Source organism: Pseudomonas sp. F8002 (assembly GCF_013385495.1).
GTDB lineage: Bacteria > Pseudomonadota > Gammaproteobacteria > Pseudomonadales > Pseudomonadaceae > Aquipseudomonas.
Window position 1 is genome coordinate 91,797 of record NZ_JACAPW010000019.1, and the last position, 15,068, is coordinate 106,864.

14 protein-coding genes and 2 riboswitches are annotated in these 15,068 nt (G+C 63.8%); of the genes, 6 read left to right on the top strand and 8 right to left on the bottom strand.

Annotated features, from left to right (window positions below; genetic code table 11):
• Nucleotides 1-6: 6 nt before the first annotated feature.
• Genes HX811_RS16660 through HX811_RS16670 form a run of 3 tightly spaced genes read right to left on the bottom strand, consistent with a single transcriptional unit; the run spans nucleotide 7 to nucleotide 2,740 of the window.
• On the bottom strand, nucleotides 7-882 hold the full coding sequence (locus tag HX811_RS16660) for a rhomboid family intramembrane serine protease (RefSeq protein WP_177046603.1): 876 nt from the start codon (nucleotides 880-882) through the stop codon (nucleotides 7-9).
• A complete protein-coding gene (locus HX811_RS16665; RefSeq protein ID WP_161635726.1) occupies nucleotides 879-1,853 on the bottom strand; it encodes a metallophosphoesterase in 975 nt (324 codons plus the stop codon). The genes HX811_RS16660 and HX811_RS16665 overlap by 4 nt, the downstream gene beginning before the upstream one ends.
• Nucleotides 1,850-2,740, bottom strand: a complete 891-nt coding sequence (locus HX811_RS16670; RefSeq protein WP_003217892.1) for an NAD(+) kinase — start codon at nucleotides 2,738-2,740, stop codon at nucleotides 1,850-1,852. Before HX811_RS16670 ends, HX811_RS16665 begins: the two co-directional genes overlap by 4 nt.
• A gap of 143 nt (nucleotides 2,741-2,883) precedes the next feature.
• On the opposite strand from HX811_RS16670, the gene HX811_RS16675 reads away from it, so the two are divergent.
• Nucleotides 2,884-3,870 (top strand): DUF1853 family protein, encoded by a 987-nt coding sequence (locus tag HX811_RS16675; RefSeq protein ID WP_177040554.1) that lies wholly within the window; start codon nucleotides 2,884-2,886, stop codon nucleotides 3,868-3,870.
• Here HX811_RS16675 and HX811_RS16680 read toward each other — a convergent pair.
• From HX811_RS16680 to HX811_RS16700, 5 genes are all read right to left on the bottom strand, one after another.
• Nucleotides 3,827-4,429: a VWA domain-containing protein gene (locus HX811_RS16680; RefSeq protein WP_177046613.1), complete on the bottom strand. Its 603-nt coding sequence runs from the start codon at nucleotides 4,427-4,429 to the stop codon at nucleotides 3,827-3,829. The two genes, HX811_RS16675 and HX811_RS16680, sit on opposite strands and share 44 nt — an antisense overlap.
• A 53-nt stretch (nucleotides 4,430-4,482) precedes the next feature.
• Nucleotides 4,483-5,481, bottom strand: coding sequence for an ATP-binding protein (locus tag HX811_RS16685; protein ID WP_008431987.1), 999 nt, complete (start codon nucleotides 5,479-5,481; stop codon nucleotides 4,483-4,485).
• Nucleotides 5,481-9,254: a cobaltochelatase subunit CobN gene (cobN, locus tag HX811_RS16690; protein ID WP_177046604.1), complete on the bottom strand. Its 3,774-nt coding sequence runs from the start codon at nucleotides 9,252-9,254 to the stop codon at nucleotides 5,481-5,483. Before cobN ends, HX811_RS16685 begins: the two co-directional genes overlap by 1 nt.
• 3 nt (nucleotides 9,255-9,257) lie before the next feature.
• Entirely contained in the window at nucleotides 9,258-10,319 is a 1,062-nt protein-coding gene (cobW, locus tag HX811_RS16695; RefSeq protein WP_177046605.1) for a cobalamin biosynthesis protein CobW, read from the bottom strand.
• A gap of 92 nt (nucleotides 10,320-10,411) precedes the next feature.
• Nucleotides 10,412-10,614: riboswitch (cobalamin riboswitch) on the bottom strand.
• Nucleotides 10,611-11,129, bottom strand: a complete 519-nt coding sequence (locus HX811_RS16700; RefSeq protein WP_177009805.1) for a helix-turn-helix domain-containing protein — start codon at nucleotides 11,127-11,129, stop codon at nucleotides 10,611-10,613. (Overlaps the previous riboswitch by 4 nt.)
• Nucleotides 11,130-11,242: 113 nt before the next feature.
• Between HX811_RS16700 and fabF the strand changes: the two genes are divergently transcribed.
• The 5 genes from fabF (at nucleotide 11,243) to cobM (ending at nucleotide 14,978) form a co-directional block, all read left to right on the top strand.
• Nucleotides 11,243-12,511 carry a beta-ketoacyl-ACP synthase II gene (fabF, locus tag HX811_RS16705; RefSeq protein ID WP_177046607.1) on the top strand — a complete coding sequence of 423 codons (1,269 nt, stop codon included), beginning with the start codon at nucleotides 11,243-11,245 and terminating at the stop codon, nucleotides 12,509-12,511.
• 36 nt (nucleotides 12,512-12,547) lie between these two features.
• A riboswitch (cobalamin riboswitch) is annotated at nucleotides 12,548-12,764 on the top strand.
• Between the two features lie 96 nt (nucleotides 12,765-12,860).
• Nucleotides 12,861-13,049 (top strand): CbtB-domain containing protein, encoded by a 189-nt coding sequence (locus tag HX811_RS16710; RefSeq protein WP_134326795.1) that lies wholly within the window; start codon nucleotides 12,861-12,863, stop codon nucleotides 13,047-13,049.
• An 11-nt stretch (nucleotides 13,050-13,060) separates the two neighbouring features.
• The gene (locus HX811_RS16715) at nucleotides 13,061-13,759 is read left to right on the top strand and encodes a CbtA family protein (protein ID WP_008431977.1); all 699 of its coding nucleotides are present in this window, start codon (nucleotides 13,061-13,063) and stop codon (nucleotides 13,757-13,759) included.
• Nucleotides 13,756-14,148 (top strand): cobalamin biosynthesis protein, encoded by a 393-nt coding sequence (locus tag HX811_RS16720; RefSeq protein ID WP_177046609.1) that lies wholly within the window; start codon nucleotides 13,756-13,758, stop codon nucleotides 14,146-14,148. The genes HX811_RS16715 and HX811_RS16720 overlap by 4 nt, the downstream gene beginning before the upstream one ends.
• An 83-nt stretch (nucleotides 14,149-14,231) precedes the next feature.
• Entirely contained in the window at nucleotides 14,232-14,978 is a 747-nt protein-coding gene (cobM, locus tag HX811_RS16725) for a precorrin-4 C(11)-methyltransferase (protein ID WP_177046611.1), read from the top strand.
• Nucleotides 14,979-15,068 lie beyond the last annotated feature (90 nt).

Here is a 15,068-nt window from a genome sequence, read left to right on the forward strand (position 1 = left end):
CCTTAACTAAATAGGAGACATTTTGCGGCGGCTGTACAAGCCACCCAACAAACCGGTCAGGCAACCCATCACCAGGCCACCCACGTGGGCCGCGTTGGCGATTTCGCCGAAGCCGATCATCGAGACCAGGCCCGACAGGCACAGCACCAGCCACACCAGCATCATCACCAACACCCCGCGAGGCAGGCGATACGCCGGGTTCGGCGACAACAACTGATAGATCCAGCAATGCCCGAGCAAGCCATACAGCACGCCGGACAACCCGCCAAACAGGCCGGGACCACCAAAATAGTATTGAGCGTAGTTCGACACCAGGCTGAACAACAGGGTCAGGCCCAGCAGGTTGATGCTGCCTTGGCGCAACTCGATGCGTCGCCCCAGTTCCCAGTACCACATGCCGTTCATGGCCAGGTGCAGGATGCCGAAGTGGATCAACATCGGCGTGACCAGGCGCCACCACTGTCCCGACGCCAGGCTGTCGGTCAATGGCGTGAAACGGATGTACTCGCCTGCCACGCTGAACGGCAGGAAGGTCAGCCAGCTCATGGCTTGCAGGTTATCTCCCAGCAACGTAACGGCGCCGACGATGATGCTCAGCAGCAACACCAACGCGGTCACCGGGCTGTGGCGAAGCTGCTGGGCAAACCCGGGACGCCTGGTCGACGTCGCCTGCTCGGGAATGTCCAGTTGCTGGTCCGGGTCACCGGCCGGAAAGCGCTGGTACAGGACCTTCACGTCTTCACTGATGGAGTCAGGCACCCACAGCACCTGCTCCCCGGCTTCTTCGCTGACGCGATGGGGCACTTGCATGCGTTGCAGAAGCTTGACGAAACCACTCAAATCCACCGCCAGCGGCAGGCGTAATACAGCAACGGTACTCATGAAATAACCTCAGGGCGCTCGACATCGACCCAAACAAATTTACGCGGGTCCAGGCGGGTTTCCTGATCCAGCCGGTACGCCACCAGCTTGCCGTACAGCACCGCGCTGTAGTCCAGGCAGGCCAGGTTCGGGCGGATCGGCGCCGGTTTGCCGCTGCGCCAGTAGTGGCCGACGAACAGCAATGGCTCGTCGACGCCGTAGCGCAGCAGGGAATTCTTTTCAGTGGACGACAGCGGCGTGGCGGCCACAGGTTCCGGCAGCGCATCGGGCTGGAACACGATATCGCCGTAGGTTTTCGGGTCGTCTTCCCAGAACTTAGTGCGGAAGAACGAACGCGTCAGGCCGTCGCCGCCGGTCAGGGTCAAACCGTCCGGCAGGCGCATGTCGGTGCCGCGCAACAGGCGGTCGAAGGCATTGCTGGCGAAACTGCCAGGCACGGCGGCGGCTTGCAAGAAGTGTTCGTCGATGCAGCCGTCCGGGAAATGCGCGCGCAGGGGCTCGATAAAGCCGTTGTCCCAGCAAGCGTGCACTACGCGGAATCGCCCGGCGTCGACAAACAGCGGCATGTCATAGAACCAGCCGAGGAAATCGTGCCAGTCTGCCGGGTGCTGTTCGAACTGGGTCAGGGTCTCGTGGATCAACCGCGCGTGGCGTGGCGTGTGCTCGCGCACAAACTGCTTGCCGCTGCCCGGGGCGGCGGGAGTGCTCCAGCCCAGCGCGTTGAACTCATGGTTGCCCATGATGCACAGCGCCTGGCCGGCCTCGGTCATGTCGTGGACGATATGCAGCGCCTCGCGAATGCGCGGGCCACGGTCGATGATATCGCCGAGGAACACGGCCATTCGCGACGGATGCCGCCAGGTACCGCCCTGCTTGTGGTAACCCAATCGGTCGAGCAAGTGCTCAAGGGTATGAGCGCAACCGTGCACGTCACCAATCAGGTCGTAGCTACGCGCGGGATCGAGCATCAGTCGCCTCCACCCCCCAAGCGGCTGCCCCAGCCCAGCTTGGTCCGGCACACTTCGTAGTAGTTGTGGTCCAGCGGGTGGATCAACCGCAACTTCTGTGCCTTTTTGCTCACGGTGATGGTGTCACCGGGGGCGCAGGTGAAATGGTTCTGCCCGTCGCAGGAGACTTGCGGGTAGATTTGCATGTCTTTTGACACCACGATTTTCAGCTCACTGTTGCCATCGACCACGATAGGCCTGCTGGACAACATATGGGGATACATCGGCACGATCACAATGGCATCCAGCTTGGGATGCATGATCGGCCCACCGGCCGACAGCGCGTAGGCCGTGGACCCGGTCGGCGTGGCGACGATCAGGCCGTCGGCCTTCTGGCTGCACACGAACTGGCCGTCGATGTACAACTCGAACTCGATCATCCGCGTCGACTTGCCGGGGTGCAGCACCACATCGTTGAGGGCGTCGCCCTGGCCGATGGCTTCGCCGTGGCGGCGCACTTCGGCTTGCAGCAGGAAGCGGTTTTCCACCAGGTAATGGCCGTCCAGCACCTTGGCCACTTCGACTTCCAGCTCGTCGGGGCGAATATCGGTGAGGAACCCCAGGCTTCCGCGGTTGATCCCCAGCACCGGCACGTTATGCCGCGCCAGCGCCCGGGCGGCGCCCAGCAGGCTGCCGTCGCCGCCTACCACGATCACCATGTCGCAGACTTCACCGAGCATCTTGCGCGACGAGGTCTGCAGGCCATGGCCCGGGAGGATTTCAGCGATGGTGTCTTCGAGGATCACGTGCAGGTGGCGCTCGAGCAGAAACTTTTTCAGTCGGCGGACGGTGTCCAGCACCTGAGTACTGCCCAGGCGACCGATAATGCCGATATTGCGAAATTGCTCCATGGGGCTCCTGCGGGGTTCGGGTTCTGCAAAAAAGAACGATTATGGGCGAAAGCCGGCGTTACACAAAATCCTTTGTCGCCGCAAACCCCAGACGACAACGGTTCTCAGCCCCCTTCCCGGCTGTAAAAGGCTATGCTCGGACCATGACTCTGTTCCCTGATTTGCAGCACCTGCCCCGCCAACTGCGTCACCCCGAGGTGCGCGATCTCGCGTGGGTGATGCTCGCCCCGCCGATGCTCGCGCAAACGCCGTGGCCACAACGCCACCCGCTGACCGGCAGCGACTGGGTGCAGGCCCCGCATTTGCTGGAGCAGTGGCTGCGCCAGCTGGACCAGGACAGCAGTGCCTTGCTGCATTGGCTGAGCCAGGCACGCACCCGCCGGCTGGGGTTGTATTACGAACGGCTGTGGCAATTCGCCGTGCAGCATGCGCCGGGCGTGGAGCTGCTGGCGGCCAACCTGCCGATCCGCCAGGCCGGGCATACCCTGGGCGAGCTGGACATGCTGCTGCGCGACCGTGACGGTGTGCATCATCTGGAGCTGGCGATCAAACTCTACCTCGGGCCCCAGGACGGTAATGGCCGGGACACCGCGCAATGGCTCGGCCCCGGCTGCCACGACCGGCTCGACCGCAAGCTGGCCCACCTGGCCCAGCACCAACTGCCGATTTCCGCCCGGCCGGAGAGCCGCGAGGTCCTGGCCGCGCTGGATATCCAGGCTTTTGATGCCCATCTGTGGCTGGGCGGGTATCTGCTCTACCCATGGCCGGGCATGGCGCAGGCGCCGGAGGGCGCGCATCCGCAACACCTGAATGGCCGCTGGCTGCATCAGCGCGATTGGTCGAGGTTTATCGAGCAAAGCCCGGCAGGACGCTGGCAACCGCTGCCCCGCCACGCATGGCTGGCGCCGGCGCACTACCCGGCGAACGAAGCCTGGGACGCGGCCCGGATGCAACACTGGCTGACCGAGCTGGACCCCATGGCGCCCGCGCAATTGCTGGTGCGCCTGGTGGAAAACAGCGAAGGCGAATGGGAAGAAGCCGAACGGTTGTTTCTGGTGGCGGATCTGTGGCCGAACGTGCCGGCGCTTACAGGTTATCGATATGCCGATAGTCAATCTGTAACCCCATAGCCAGCTGCTTTGAACGGCCCAACCGAATCGGGCCGCGCTCGATGTCCACCAGCAAGCCCGGGCAGTCCAGCGGCGGCAGCCCTGCCACATCTTTCAGCCGTCCATCGGTGATCACCAGCAACCGCTGCTGCTCCACCGGGTAACGCTTGCGACGAGCCGCCAACCAGTGCCCCGCTTCGTTCAGCGCTGCCAACAATGGCGTGCCACCGCCTGCACCGAGGCCATCAAGCCAATGACCAAGCCCTTTTGCCGCCTTTAATCCCTGCACCTGCCACTTTGGCGATTGCCCGCTCGCGGTGAGCAACGCCATGCGCGCCCGCTGTCGATAGGCATCGTCGAACAGTTGGGCCAGTAATCCCTTGGCATCGCTAAGCGCCTGATGCCGCCGGGTGGACGCCGAAGCATCGACAATCACCAGCCACAGCTCATGGGGCGTACGGCTACGCAGTTGATACAGCACATCTTCGCGGCGTTGCGGCCGCCCGCCGAGCAAGGTACCCGGCCAGTTGATCGAACCTTCGGCCGCGCTGCGCGCCTGGCCTCGCCGGCCCTTGTTCAGTCGACCCGCCTTGGGCCGTGCATCCGCCCCCGCGTCAGGTTTGGGGCGGATGCCTAGGGCTTTTTTGGCCAGGTGGGCACATCACGGCGAGCACCTATCGGCAAGGCGGGTGCGGGCATGTCGCCCCATTGGCCCTGGCCTTCAGGTGCATCATTGGGCTTGGGTGATTGACCGCCAGCGGGCGGCGTTGCAGGCGGGGATTGCTCCTGACGACGATGGCGCAGGGCAAATTCCGCGACCGCTTCGATATCTTCTTCGCTGATAGCCGTCGCGCCCCGCCAGGCCGCATGGGCACGTGCGCCACGCAGCCAGACCAGGTCGGCGCGCAAGCCATCGACCCCAGCGGCAAAGCAGCGCTCGGTAATCTGCGCCAGCGCCTGGTCATCCAACGGGATGCTATCCAGCAATGCGCGGGCCCGGGTGCAGCGCTCACGCAACGCGGCCTGCCGGTCGGCCCATTGCCCGCAGAAACCCTGAGGGTCGCTGTCGAAATCCAGGCGGCGACGGATGATCTGCCCGCGTTCGGCCGGCTGGGTGTGCCCGCTCAGCGCCACGTTGAAACCAAACCGGTCGAGCAATTGCGGGCGCAGCTCGCCCTCTTCCGGGTTCATGGTGCCGATCAGTACAAAACGCGCCGAATGCCGGTGGGAAATCCCGTCGCGCTCGATCAGGTTGGTGCCGCTGGCGGCCACGTCCAGCAGCAGGTCCACCAGGTGGTCGGGCAGCAGGTTGACTTCATCGACATAGAGCACGCCGCCGTCGGCCTTGGCCAGCACGCCGGGGGAAAACTGTGCGCGGCCCTCACTGAGTGCCGCGTCCAGATCGAGTGTGCCCACCAGCCGCTCTTCGGTGGCGCCCAACGGCAGCGTGACGAACTGGCCGCTGGCGAGCAAGTCCGCCAGGCCACGGGCCAGGGTGGACTTGGCCATGCCGCGCGGGCCTTCGATCAGCACGCCACCGATCTTCGGGTCGATGGCGGTCAGGCACAGGGCCAGTTTCAGGTCGTCGGCGCCGACCACGGCAGACAGCGGGAAATGTGGAATATCGGTCATCAACTGCCTTCTTCTATATCCAACAACAGGTTTTCCAACGCCTCGCGGTACGCCCCAGGCTCCTGCCACATGCCGCGTTGCTGGGCTTCGAGCATGCGTTCGGTCATATCCCGCAGGGCATCCGGGTTGTGCTGCTGCACAAAGGCGCGGGTGCCCGGGTCCAGCAAGTAGGCATCCGCCAGCAATGCATATTGATGATCGTCGATCAACGCCGTCGTAGCGTCGAACGCGAACAGATTATCCACGGTGGCCGCCATCTCGAACGCACCTTTATAGCCGTGGCGCTTCACCCCTTCGATCCACTTCGGGTTGGCCGCCCGGGCACGAATCACCCGGTTCAACTCTTCCTTCAACGTGCGGACTTTCGGCAAGTCCGGCTGGCTGTGGTCACCATGATAGCTGGCAGCCTTGTCGCCGCTCAGGGTTTCCACGGCGGCGAGCATGCCGCCCTGGAATTGGTAGTAATCATTGGAGTCGAGCAGGTCATGCTCGCGGTTGTCCTGGTTCTGCAACACCGCCTGCACCTGGCTCAAACGCTGGGCAAACTGTTCGCGGGCGGCGGTGCCTTCGTCGGAGCCGCCATAGGCGTAGCCGCCCCAGTTCAGGTAAACCTCGGCCAGGTCTTCGCGGCTCTGCCACAAGCGCCCATCAATCGCGCCCTGCACGCCGGCACCATAGGCACCGGGCTTGGCACCGAAGATCCGCCAGCCGGCCTGCTTCGCCGCCGCGTCCTCGTCCAGGCCCGACAGGCGCAAGGCCTCTCGCTCACTGCGCACCTTGGCCGCCAGCGGGTTCAGGTCATCCGGTTCGTCCAGCGCCGCCACGGCTTGCACCGCCGCATCGAACAGGCGGATCAGGTTGGCGAATGCATCACGGAAGAACCCCGACACGCGCAAGGTCACATCCACCCGTGGCCGGTCCAGCAGACTGATCGGCAGGATTTCAAAGTCATCCACCCGCTGGCTGCCGGTGGCCCACACCGGGCGCACGCCCATCAGCGCCATGGCCTGGGCAATGTCGTCGCCGCCGGTGCGCATGGTGGCGGTGCCCCACACCGACAGGCCGAGCTGGCGCAAGTGGTCGCCATGATCCTGCAGGTGACGCTCAAGAATCAGGTTCGCCGATTGGAAGCCGATACGCCAGGCGGTGGTGGTTGGCAGGTTGCGCACATCCACCGAGAAAAAGTTACGACCGGTAGGCAACACGTCCAGACGGCCCCGGCTCGGCGCGCCGCTGGGCCCGGCCGGGACGAAGCGCCCGTTCAAGGCATCCAGCAACCCGCGCATTTCCGCCGGGCCGCAGGCATCCAGGCGTGGCGCGACGACGATGCGCAAGCTCTCGATCACCGCCTTGACGTCTTCCCAGCCGGGCTCTTCAAGCTGCTCCACGGCACCTTCCAGCGCCTGCTCGATCAAGCGCGCGGCATACAGCTCCAGGCGCTCACGGGTGTCGCCGGCGGTGCGCCACAACTGCGTGTCGATCTTCTGCAGCACCACTGGCCGGCGCCCGGTCCACGGCTCGGCCAGGGCGCAGTCCAGCGGGTCGAAGCCCAGGTCGAAGGCTTTGGCCAATACCCGCAGCAGGCTCGATTGCGGCCCGCGACCATCGCCACGCGGAATGCGCAGCAAGGCCAGCAAGGTGTCGATGCGCAAACGGCCCTCGGGCGACTCGCCGAAAATGTGCAGGCCATCGCGAATCTGCGACTCCTTCAAGTCACACAGGTAAGTGTCCAGGCGCGGCAGCCAGATCGCCGCGTCGGTATCGCTGTCGAGGTTTTCGTCCAGGGCCAGTTCCTGGTCGATGCGGGTTTCGCGCACCAGCTTGAGGATGTCCTTTTGCAGCTCGCGGGCACGTCGTGGGTCGAGCAATTGCGCTTCGTAATACTCGTCGGCCAGCAACTCCAGGTCGCGCAACGGCCCGTAGGTTTCGGCGCGGGTCAGCGGCGGCATCAGGTGATCGATGATCACCGCCTGGGTGCGGCGCTTGGCCTGGGCGCCCTCGCCCGGGTCGTTGACGATAAACGGGTAGATATTCGGCAGCGGCCCCAGTAGTGCGTCGGGCCAGCAGTTCTCGGAAAGCCCGACGCCCTTGCCCGGCAGCCATTCCAGGTTGCCGTGCTTGCCAACGTGGATCACGCCGTGGGCGCCGTAGGTCTGGCGCAACCAGAAGTAGAACGCCAGGTAACCGTGGGGCGGCACCAGGTCCGGGTCGTGATAGACCGCACTCGCGTCGACCTGGTAACCCCGGGCCGGCTGGATGCCGACGAAGGTCAGGCCCAAACGCAGGCCCGCGATCATCATGCGGCCGTCGCGGAACATCGGATCGCTATGAGGTGTACCCCAGCGTGCCAACACGGCCTGGCGATTGGACTCGGGCAAGCGGTTGAACATCGCCTCGTAGTCATCCAGCGCCAGGCTCTGATGACACGGACGCAAGTCGAGGCTGTCCAGGTCGTTGCTGACGCCGCCCAAGAGCGCCTGGATCAGTGCCGTTCCACTTTCCGGCAGCTCGTCCGGCAGCGGATAACCTTGGATTTTCAGTGCCCGCAGGATATTCAGCGCGGCGGCTGGGGTGTCGAGACCCACGCCGTTGCCGATACGTCCGTCCCGGGTCGGGTAGTTGGCGAGGATCAGCGCGATACGCTTTTCGCCATTCGGCACCCCCGCCAGTTCGACCCAGCGCCGCGCCAGTTCGGCGACAAAGTCCATGCGCTCCGGCTGTGCGCGATAGCACACCACATCCGACTGGCTGCGCTCGCTGCGCCAGGCCAGGTCCTTGAAGCTGATGGGCCGGCTGATGATGCGCCCGTCCAGCTCCGGCAACGCGATGTGCATCGCCAGGTCCCGAGGGCCGAGGCCTTGTTCGCTGGCCTGCCAGCCGGGCTCGTTGTCCTGGGCGCAAATCGCCTGGATCACCGGGATATTGCGGCGAAACGGCCGCAGGTGCGGCGCTTCGGGGCTGGACTGGGCAAAACCGGTGGTGTTCAGAATCACCGAGGCGTGCACCTCGTCCAGCAAGTCCTCGACCACGGTCAGGCAGCCGGGCTCTTTCAAACTGGCCACCGCCATCGGCAGCGGGTTGAGACCCGCGGCCTGCAAGCGCTGGCAAAAAACATCGATAAAGCCGGTGTTGGCCGCCTGCAAATGGGAGCGGTAGAACAGCACCGCCGCCACGGGAAAATCAGCTTGCCAGTCAGCCTGCCAATCGTTGAGACGGGCATTGGCTTTATGCGGGTGATAAATCGCCGTGCGCGGCAGGGTTTGCGGCTCGCTCCAGGTGTAATCGCGGCCAAGGTAGCCGGCGGCCAGGCAACGATAGAAATCCAGCGCATTCCCCAAACCACCCTGGCGCAGGAAGTGCCAGAGCCGGTCACGCTCCTCGGCGCCCACGGTGCTGAGGCCACTGAGTTCCGGGTCCGGGCGATCATCCCCCGGCACCAGGATCAGCTGCACGCCGCGCTCGGCCAACTCCACCAGGCGCTCGATACCGTAGCGCCAATAACCGATGCCGCCGTGCAGCGAAATCAGGATGACCTTGGCGTGGCGCAGCACCTCGTCCACATACAGGTCGACCGAAGCATGGTTCTGCACCTGCATCGGGTTGGCCAGGCGCAGGCTCGGGTAATCCTCGGGCAACTGCTGGGCCGCTTCGGCCAGCAGCGCCAGGCTGGAATCACCGCTGCACAGGATCACCAGCTCGGCGGGGGTTTGCCCAAGGTCGGCGATGTTGTCATCCGAAACGAAACCGCCGGGCTGGGTCCTGAGCAGATGCATGGTTTAAACGCTGAGGGCAGCGCGCAGTTGCGCTTCGAGCAAGCCGGCGTCGAGTTCCTGGCCGATCAGCACCAGGTGCGTGGCGCGCGGCTCATCGGCGCGCCAGGCGCGGTCGAAGTGCTTGTCGAAACGCGTGCCCACGCCCTGGATCAGCAGGCGCATCGGCTTGTTCGGGATCGCCGCGAAGCCCTTGACCCGCAGGATGCCGTGCTTGACCACCAGTTGGGTCAGGGCGTCCAGCAGCAGGCTTTCGTCGGCCTGGGGCAGTTCGATGGAGATGGAGTCGAAGGCATCGTGGTCGTGGCCGTCCTCACCTTCGTGATGATGATCGTGATGGCTGTGGCGGCCGTCGATGTGTTCTTCCGAGCCCGCGCCCAGGCCGATCAACACGTCCAGCGGCAGGCGACCGCTGCTGGCTTCGATGATTTTTACCGCCGGCGGCAGTTCTTCTGCCACTTCCAGGCGCACACGGGCCAGGTCTTCAGGGCTGATCAGGTCGGACTTGTTGAGGATCACCAGATCGGCGCTGGCCAGTTGGTCAGCGAACAGCTCGTGCAGGGGGGATTCGTGGTCCAGGTTCGGGTCGAGCTTGCGCTGGGCGTCAACCTGGTCCGGGAAGGCGGCGAACGTGCCGGCGGCCACGGCTGGGCTGTCGACCACGGTGATCACGGCGTCAACGGTGCAGGCGCTGCGGATTTCCGGCCACTGGAACGCCTGGACCAAGGGTTTTGGCAGGGCCAGGCCCGAGGTTTCGATGAGGATATGGTCGAGGTCGCCGCGACGGGCCACCAGTTCGCGCATCACCGGGAAGAACTCTTCCTGGACCGTGCAGCACAGACAGCCATTGGCCAATTCGTAGACGCGGCCGTTCGCCTCTTCTTCGGTACAGCCGATGGAGCATTGCTTGAGGATTTCACCGTCAATGCCCAGCTCGCCGAACTCGTTGACGATCACCGCGATACGGCGCCCCTGGGCGTTATCCAGCATGTGGCGCAGCAAGGTGGTCTTGCCCGAGCCGAGGAAGCCGGTAACGATGGTGACGGGGAGTTTGGCCAGTGTTTTCATCGGATGCCCTTTGGGGCGGGCATACGGGACGAGTGGCCCTGCGCGGGTGCGCAGGAGCAGAATTCGCCACCGGATCACCCCGCCCGGTTGAAGTAGAAAATCGGTTGCGAGGCAGGTCTCCTGGCTTGGGGCTTGCCGGCGGTGATGCCGGCGCTGGCTGCGCCTTCCCGCCTTGTTCAGGCAGTGGCGTGGCAGTCAGATAAACCCTTTACAGTTGCGGGGGCAGCCGCGGCATTGACCGCGTTCCCTTCTTAGCTTCGGCCTGGGCCGAAGAACCTCGAAGGTGCAAGGCTACGCAGTGCGCGGGGACGGGTCAATGTCCGAGCGTTTGGCACTAAGCAGCGCCAGGCGCTCCAGCATGCCTTCGCTCGCCGCCGGCCCGGCCTGGACGCTGCACTGCTCGACGGACACGCGTGCACCGTCGGCGTCCACCACCGCCACTTCCACCGGGCGCCGGGTTTTCCGGTCGACCAATTGCAGGCTTTCACCTTCGTTGGCGAAATGGCGGTTGCCCCAGCCGATGAACGCCATGATCACCACCCGGAAATCCTCGCCAACCGGCGTCGGTACGTACTCGAAACGTGGCGGTCGCTCGCTGTATTGCCGGCGTTCCAGCAGCCCCGCTTCCACCAGGCTGTTGAGCCGGCGAGTGAGCATGTTCGGAGCGATCCCCAGGCTCTGGGAAAACTCATCAAAACGCCGCAAACCTTGCAGCGCGTCGCGCATGATCAGGATGCTCCACCACTCGCCTACCCGTTCCACTCCACGGGCTACCGGGCACTCGGCATTCACCAGCGACTTACGTTGCATTGCAGTTCCTCTGTGGGGCGGCTACGAAAATTTCAGCTATTGGATGTTACTTTCATAATGATAGTTTCGTCCATGCATTGCTACCAACCTGAAATTTGCGGAGCTAAGCGATCATGAGTAAGCGAATTGTTGTGACCGGCATGGGTGCAGTGACACCACTGGCAACCGGCGTGGAACAGACCTGGAAGCGCCTGCTGGCCGGTGAATCCGGGATTCGCAGGCTACCCGAGGCATTGATCGGCGACCTGGCAATCAGCATCGGCGGCCAAGTGTTGGACCGCATCCAGGACCCTGAAGCCGGCTTTGACCCGGACACTGTCATCCCGGCCAAGGAACAACGCAAGATGGACCGGTTCATCGTGTTTGCCCTGGCCGCCGCGCAAGAGGCCTTGGCCCAGGCGGGTTGGAGTCCGCAAACGCCCTCGCAGCAGGAACGTACCGCGACAATCATCGCCTCCGGCGTGGGTGGTTTTCCCGCGATTGCCGAGGCCGTTCGTACGGCTGACAGCAAAGGGCCTCGCCGCCTGTCGCCGTTCACGATCCCGTCATTCCTCGGCAACATGGCGGCCGGGCACGTGTCGATCCAGCATCAACTGAAAGGTCCGCTGGGCTCCCCCGTCACTGCCTGCGCCGCCGGCGTACAGGCGATTGGTGATGCTGCGCGAATGATCCGTGCCGGCGAAATCGACATCGCCGTGTGTGGCGGCGCCGAAGCCTGCATCCACCGGGTCAGCCTCGGCGGTTTCGCGGCGGCGCGTGCGCTGTCGAGCGATTACAACGACACGCCGGCATTGGCCTCCCGCCCGTTCGATCAAGGCCGCGACGGGTTTGTGATGGGCGAAGGTGCCGGACTGTTGGTGATCGAGGAACTGGAGCATGCATTGGCTCGCGGGGCGACGCCTATTGCAGAACTGGTGGGCTACGGCACCAGCGCCGACGCCTATCACATGACATCGGGCCCGGAAGATGGCTCGGGTGCACGCAGGGCAATGGAACTGGCGATCGCGCAGGCAGGGATCAGCGCCGCACAGATCCAGCACTTGAACGCCCATGCCACGTCGACCCCCGTAGGCGACAACGGCGAACTGGCAGCGATCAATACGCTGTTCGGTGCAAATGCCAGCGTCGCGATCAGCGCCACCAAGTCGGCGACCGGCCATCTGTTGGGCGCCGCGGGCGGGATCGAGGCGATCTTCACCGTGCTCGCCCTGCGCGACCAGATTGCCCCGGCGACCCTCAACTTGGACAACCCGGACCCCGCTGCCGAAGGACTGGATATGGTCCGAGGCCAAGCCCGGTCGTTGCCGATTGAATACGCGATTTCCAATGGGTTTGGATTCGGCGGCGTGAATGCCAGTGTGTTGTTCAAACGCTGGGGTTAACGCGGCGATTTGACGCCCATCGCCCGCCCATGCTCTCCTACACATCTTGTTTCGGGTGCCCTTCACAGGGTGAAACGGGAAACCGGTGAGTCATGTTCCTTTACTCAAGGGCGTGACGAGTCCGGTGCTGCCCCCGCAACGGTAAGCGAGTGAAGCATCAAAACCACTGTGCCTCTACGGCATGGGAAGGTGATGCTTTCAAGGCCCAGGCCCCTCGCAAGCCCGGAGACCGGCCCGAAAGAATCACATAACAAACCCGCGGTGGGCGGGCGCTGTTCAGAACCCTGCGTGCCTGGCTCGCGGGGTTTTCATGCGCTCGTGTCACCCTGAAACCCTGAAGGGACGCGCCATGTCGATCATCAGCAGCACCGCCTCTACCGCCAGCACCACCGCCACCCTGAGCCAACGCCTGACTGCCGCCATCAGCGCGTCGATCCTCGGTGCGTGCCTGGTGTATTTCGCCGGTTTCTCGCACATCGAAGCGGTGCACAACGCCGCCCACGATACCCGCCACAGCGCTGCGTTCCCGTGCCACTGAGACCTGCCGACATGATCAAGCGTATTGCCCAAACCGCAGGTTTCACCGGCCTCCTGGCTGCTCTGCTGCTGACCTTGCTGCAAAGCTTCTGGGTTGCCCCGCTGATCCTGCAGGCGGAAACCTTCGAAAACGCCCCGGCCGCGACCGAAGTGCATGAACATGCCGAAGCCACGGCCCACACCCACGACGCTGAAGCCTGGGAGCCGGAAGATGGCTGGCAGCGTGTGCTGTCGACTACGGGCGGTAACCTGGTGGTCGCCGTAGGTTTTGCCCTGATGCTTGCCGGCCTGTACACCTTGCGTGCACCGACCCGCACGGCCCAAGGCCTGCTGTGGGGCCTGGCCGGTTACGCCACCTTTGTGTTGGCGCCGACCCTGGGCTTGCCGCCTGAATTGCCGGGGACTGCGGCGGCAGACCTGGCGCAACGGCAAATCTGGTGGATCGGCACTGCCGCCTCTACCGCTGCCGGTATCGCGCTGATCGTGTTCGGTCGTAACTGGCTGCTGAAAATCCTGGGCGTGGCGATCCTGGCTGTGCCCCATGTGATTGGCGCACCACAGCCGGAAGTCCACTCGATGCTGGCGCCGGAGGCTCTGGAAGCTCAATTCAAGATCGCCTCGCAGTTGACCAACGTTGCCTTCTGGCTGGCGCTGGGCTTGATCAGTGCCTGGCTGTTTCGCCGTAACCGTGATGGTCAGTATTCGGCATGATCCTGGCGATTGGCCTGGGGTGTCAGCGGGGTTGTTCTGTCGACATCCTGCTTGAACTGTTCAACGCCGCCCTCACCGAGGGTGGCATTGAGCGTCAGCGCATCACTGCGTTGGCCAGTCTTGATCGCAAGCGGGATGAGCCGGGGTTGCTGGCACTGGCTCAGGTTCTGGATTTGCCTTTGTTGTTTTTCAGTGCGGCGCAATTGGCGCCCTATGAAGATCGACTGAGCCATAAGTCCGAGACGGTTTTTGCTCATACCGGCTGCTACGGCATCGCGGAAAGTGCCGCCCTGGCCCTGGCAGAACAGCTATCCCAAGGCCCTGCCACCCTGCTGATCACCCGCAAAAAAACCGCCCAGGCCACCTTTGCATTGGCTTGCGCCGGCTGAATTCCCGATAATCGTCAGCTTTGATCATGAGCAATCTTCATCTGGAGGGCTGCTCGCGTGCTTTTTTTCACAGGAATGAATCCATGACTGTCTTTTTCATCGGCGCAGGCCCAGGCGATCCGGAGTTGATCACGGTCAAGGGGCAGCGGCTGATTCGCAGTTGCCCGGTGATTATCTATGCCGGCTCGCTGGTACCGGCGGCGGTGCTTGAGGGGCATCAGGCTGAGCTGGTGGTCAACAGTGCCGAGTTGCATCTGGAGCAGATCATCGAGCTGATCAAGACGGCCCATGAGAAAGGCCAGGATGTGGCGCGGGTGCATTCCGGGGATCCGAGTTTGTACGGGGCGATTGGGGAGCAGATTCGGCTTTTGCGGGAGCTTGGGATTGGGTTTCAGATCATTCCCGGGGTGACGGCGGTGGCGGCGTGTGCGGCGTTGTTGGAAGCTGAGCTGACGTTGCCGGACATTGCGCAGAGTGTGATTTTGACGCGGTATGCGGATAAGACGGCGATGCCTGAGGGTGAGGTGTTCAGTAGCCTGGCGCAGCATGGGACGACCATGGCGATTCACCTGGGGGTGAATCGTCTGGAGAAGATCGTGGCTGAGTTGGTGCCTCACTATGGGGAGGATTGTCCGATTGCGGTGGTGCATCGGGCGACCTGGCCGGATCAGGATTGGGCCATTGGTACGCTGGCGGATATTGCCGGGAAGGTGGCAGCCAAGGGGTTTCGGCGTACGGCGTTGATTCTGGTGGGTCGGGTTTTGGCCAGTGACAGTTTTGGTGAGTCGTCGTTGTATCGCGCGGGGCACGCGCATTTGTATCGGCCCTGAGGGGGGATGGGGTACATATCCGTTATTTAGGTAACGGCGGCTTATGGTTCCGCTCTTACAGCGGCTCACTCCCGGCCGGCTTGAGTGTTG

Excerpts from the sequence above, each read along its gene's own strand:
- HX811_RS16660 (WP_177046603.1), bottom strand. The coding sequence starts at position 882 with ATGAGTACCGTTGCTGTATTACGCCTGCCGCTGGCGGTGGATTTGAGT.
- HX811_RS16670 (WP_003217892.1), bottom strand. The coding sequence starts at position 2,740 with ATGGAGCAATTTCGCAATATCGGCATTATCGGTCGCCTGGGCAGTACT.
- HX811_RS16675 (WP_177040554.1), top strand. The coding sequence starts at position 2,884 with ATGACTCTGTTCCCTGATTTGCAGCACCTGCCCCGCCAACTGCGTCAC.
- HX811_RS16685 (WP_008431987.1), bottom strand. The coding sequence starts at position 5,481 with ATGACCGATATTCCACATTTCCCGCTGTCTGCCGTGGTCGGCGCCGAC.
- cobN (WP_177046604.1), bottom strand. The coding sequence starts at position 9,254 with ATGCATCTGCTCAGGACCCAGCCCGGCGGTTTCGTTTCGGATGACAAC.
- cobW (WP_177046605.1), bottom strand. The coding sequence starts at position 10,319 with ATGAAAACACTGGCCAAACTCCCCGTCACCATCGTTACCGGCTTCCTC.
- HX811_RS16700 (WP_177009805.1), bottom strand. The coding sequence starts at position 11,129 with ATGCAACGTAAGTCGCTGGTGAATGCCGAGTGCCCGGTAGCCCGTGGA.
- fabF (WP_177046607.1), top strand. The coding sequence starts at position 11,243 with ATGAGTAAGCGAATTGTTGTGACCGGCATGGGTGCAGTGACACCACTG.
- HX811_RS16710 (WP_134326795.1), top strand. The coding sequence starts at position 12,861 with ATGTCGATCATCAGCAGCACCGCCTCTACCGCCAGCACCACCGCCACC.
- HX811_RS16715 (WP_008431977.1), top strand. The coding sequence starts at position 13,061 with ATGATCAAGCGTATTGCCCAAACCGCAGGTTTCACCGGCCTCCTGGCT.
- HX811_RS16720 (WP_177046609.1), top strand. The coding sequence starts at position 13,756 with ATGATCCTGGCGATTGGCCTGGGGTGTCAGCGGGGTTGTTCTGTCGAC.
- cobM (WP_177046611.1), top strand. The coding sequence starts at position 14,232 with ATGACTGTCTTTTTCATCGGCGCAGGCCCAGGCGATCCGGAGTTGATC.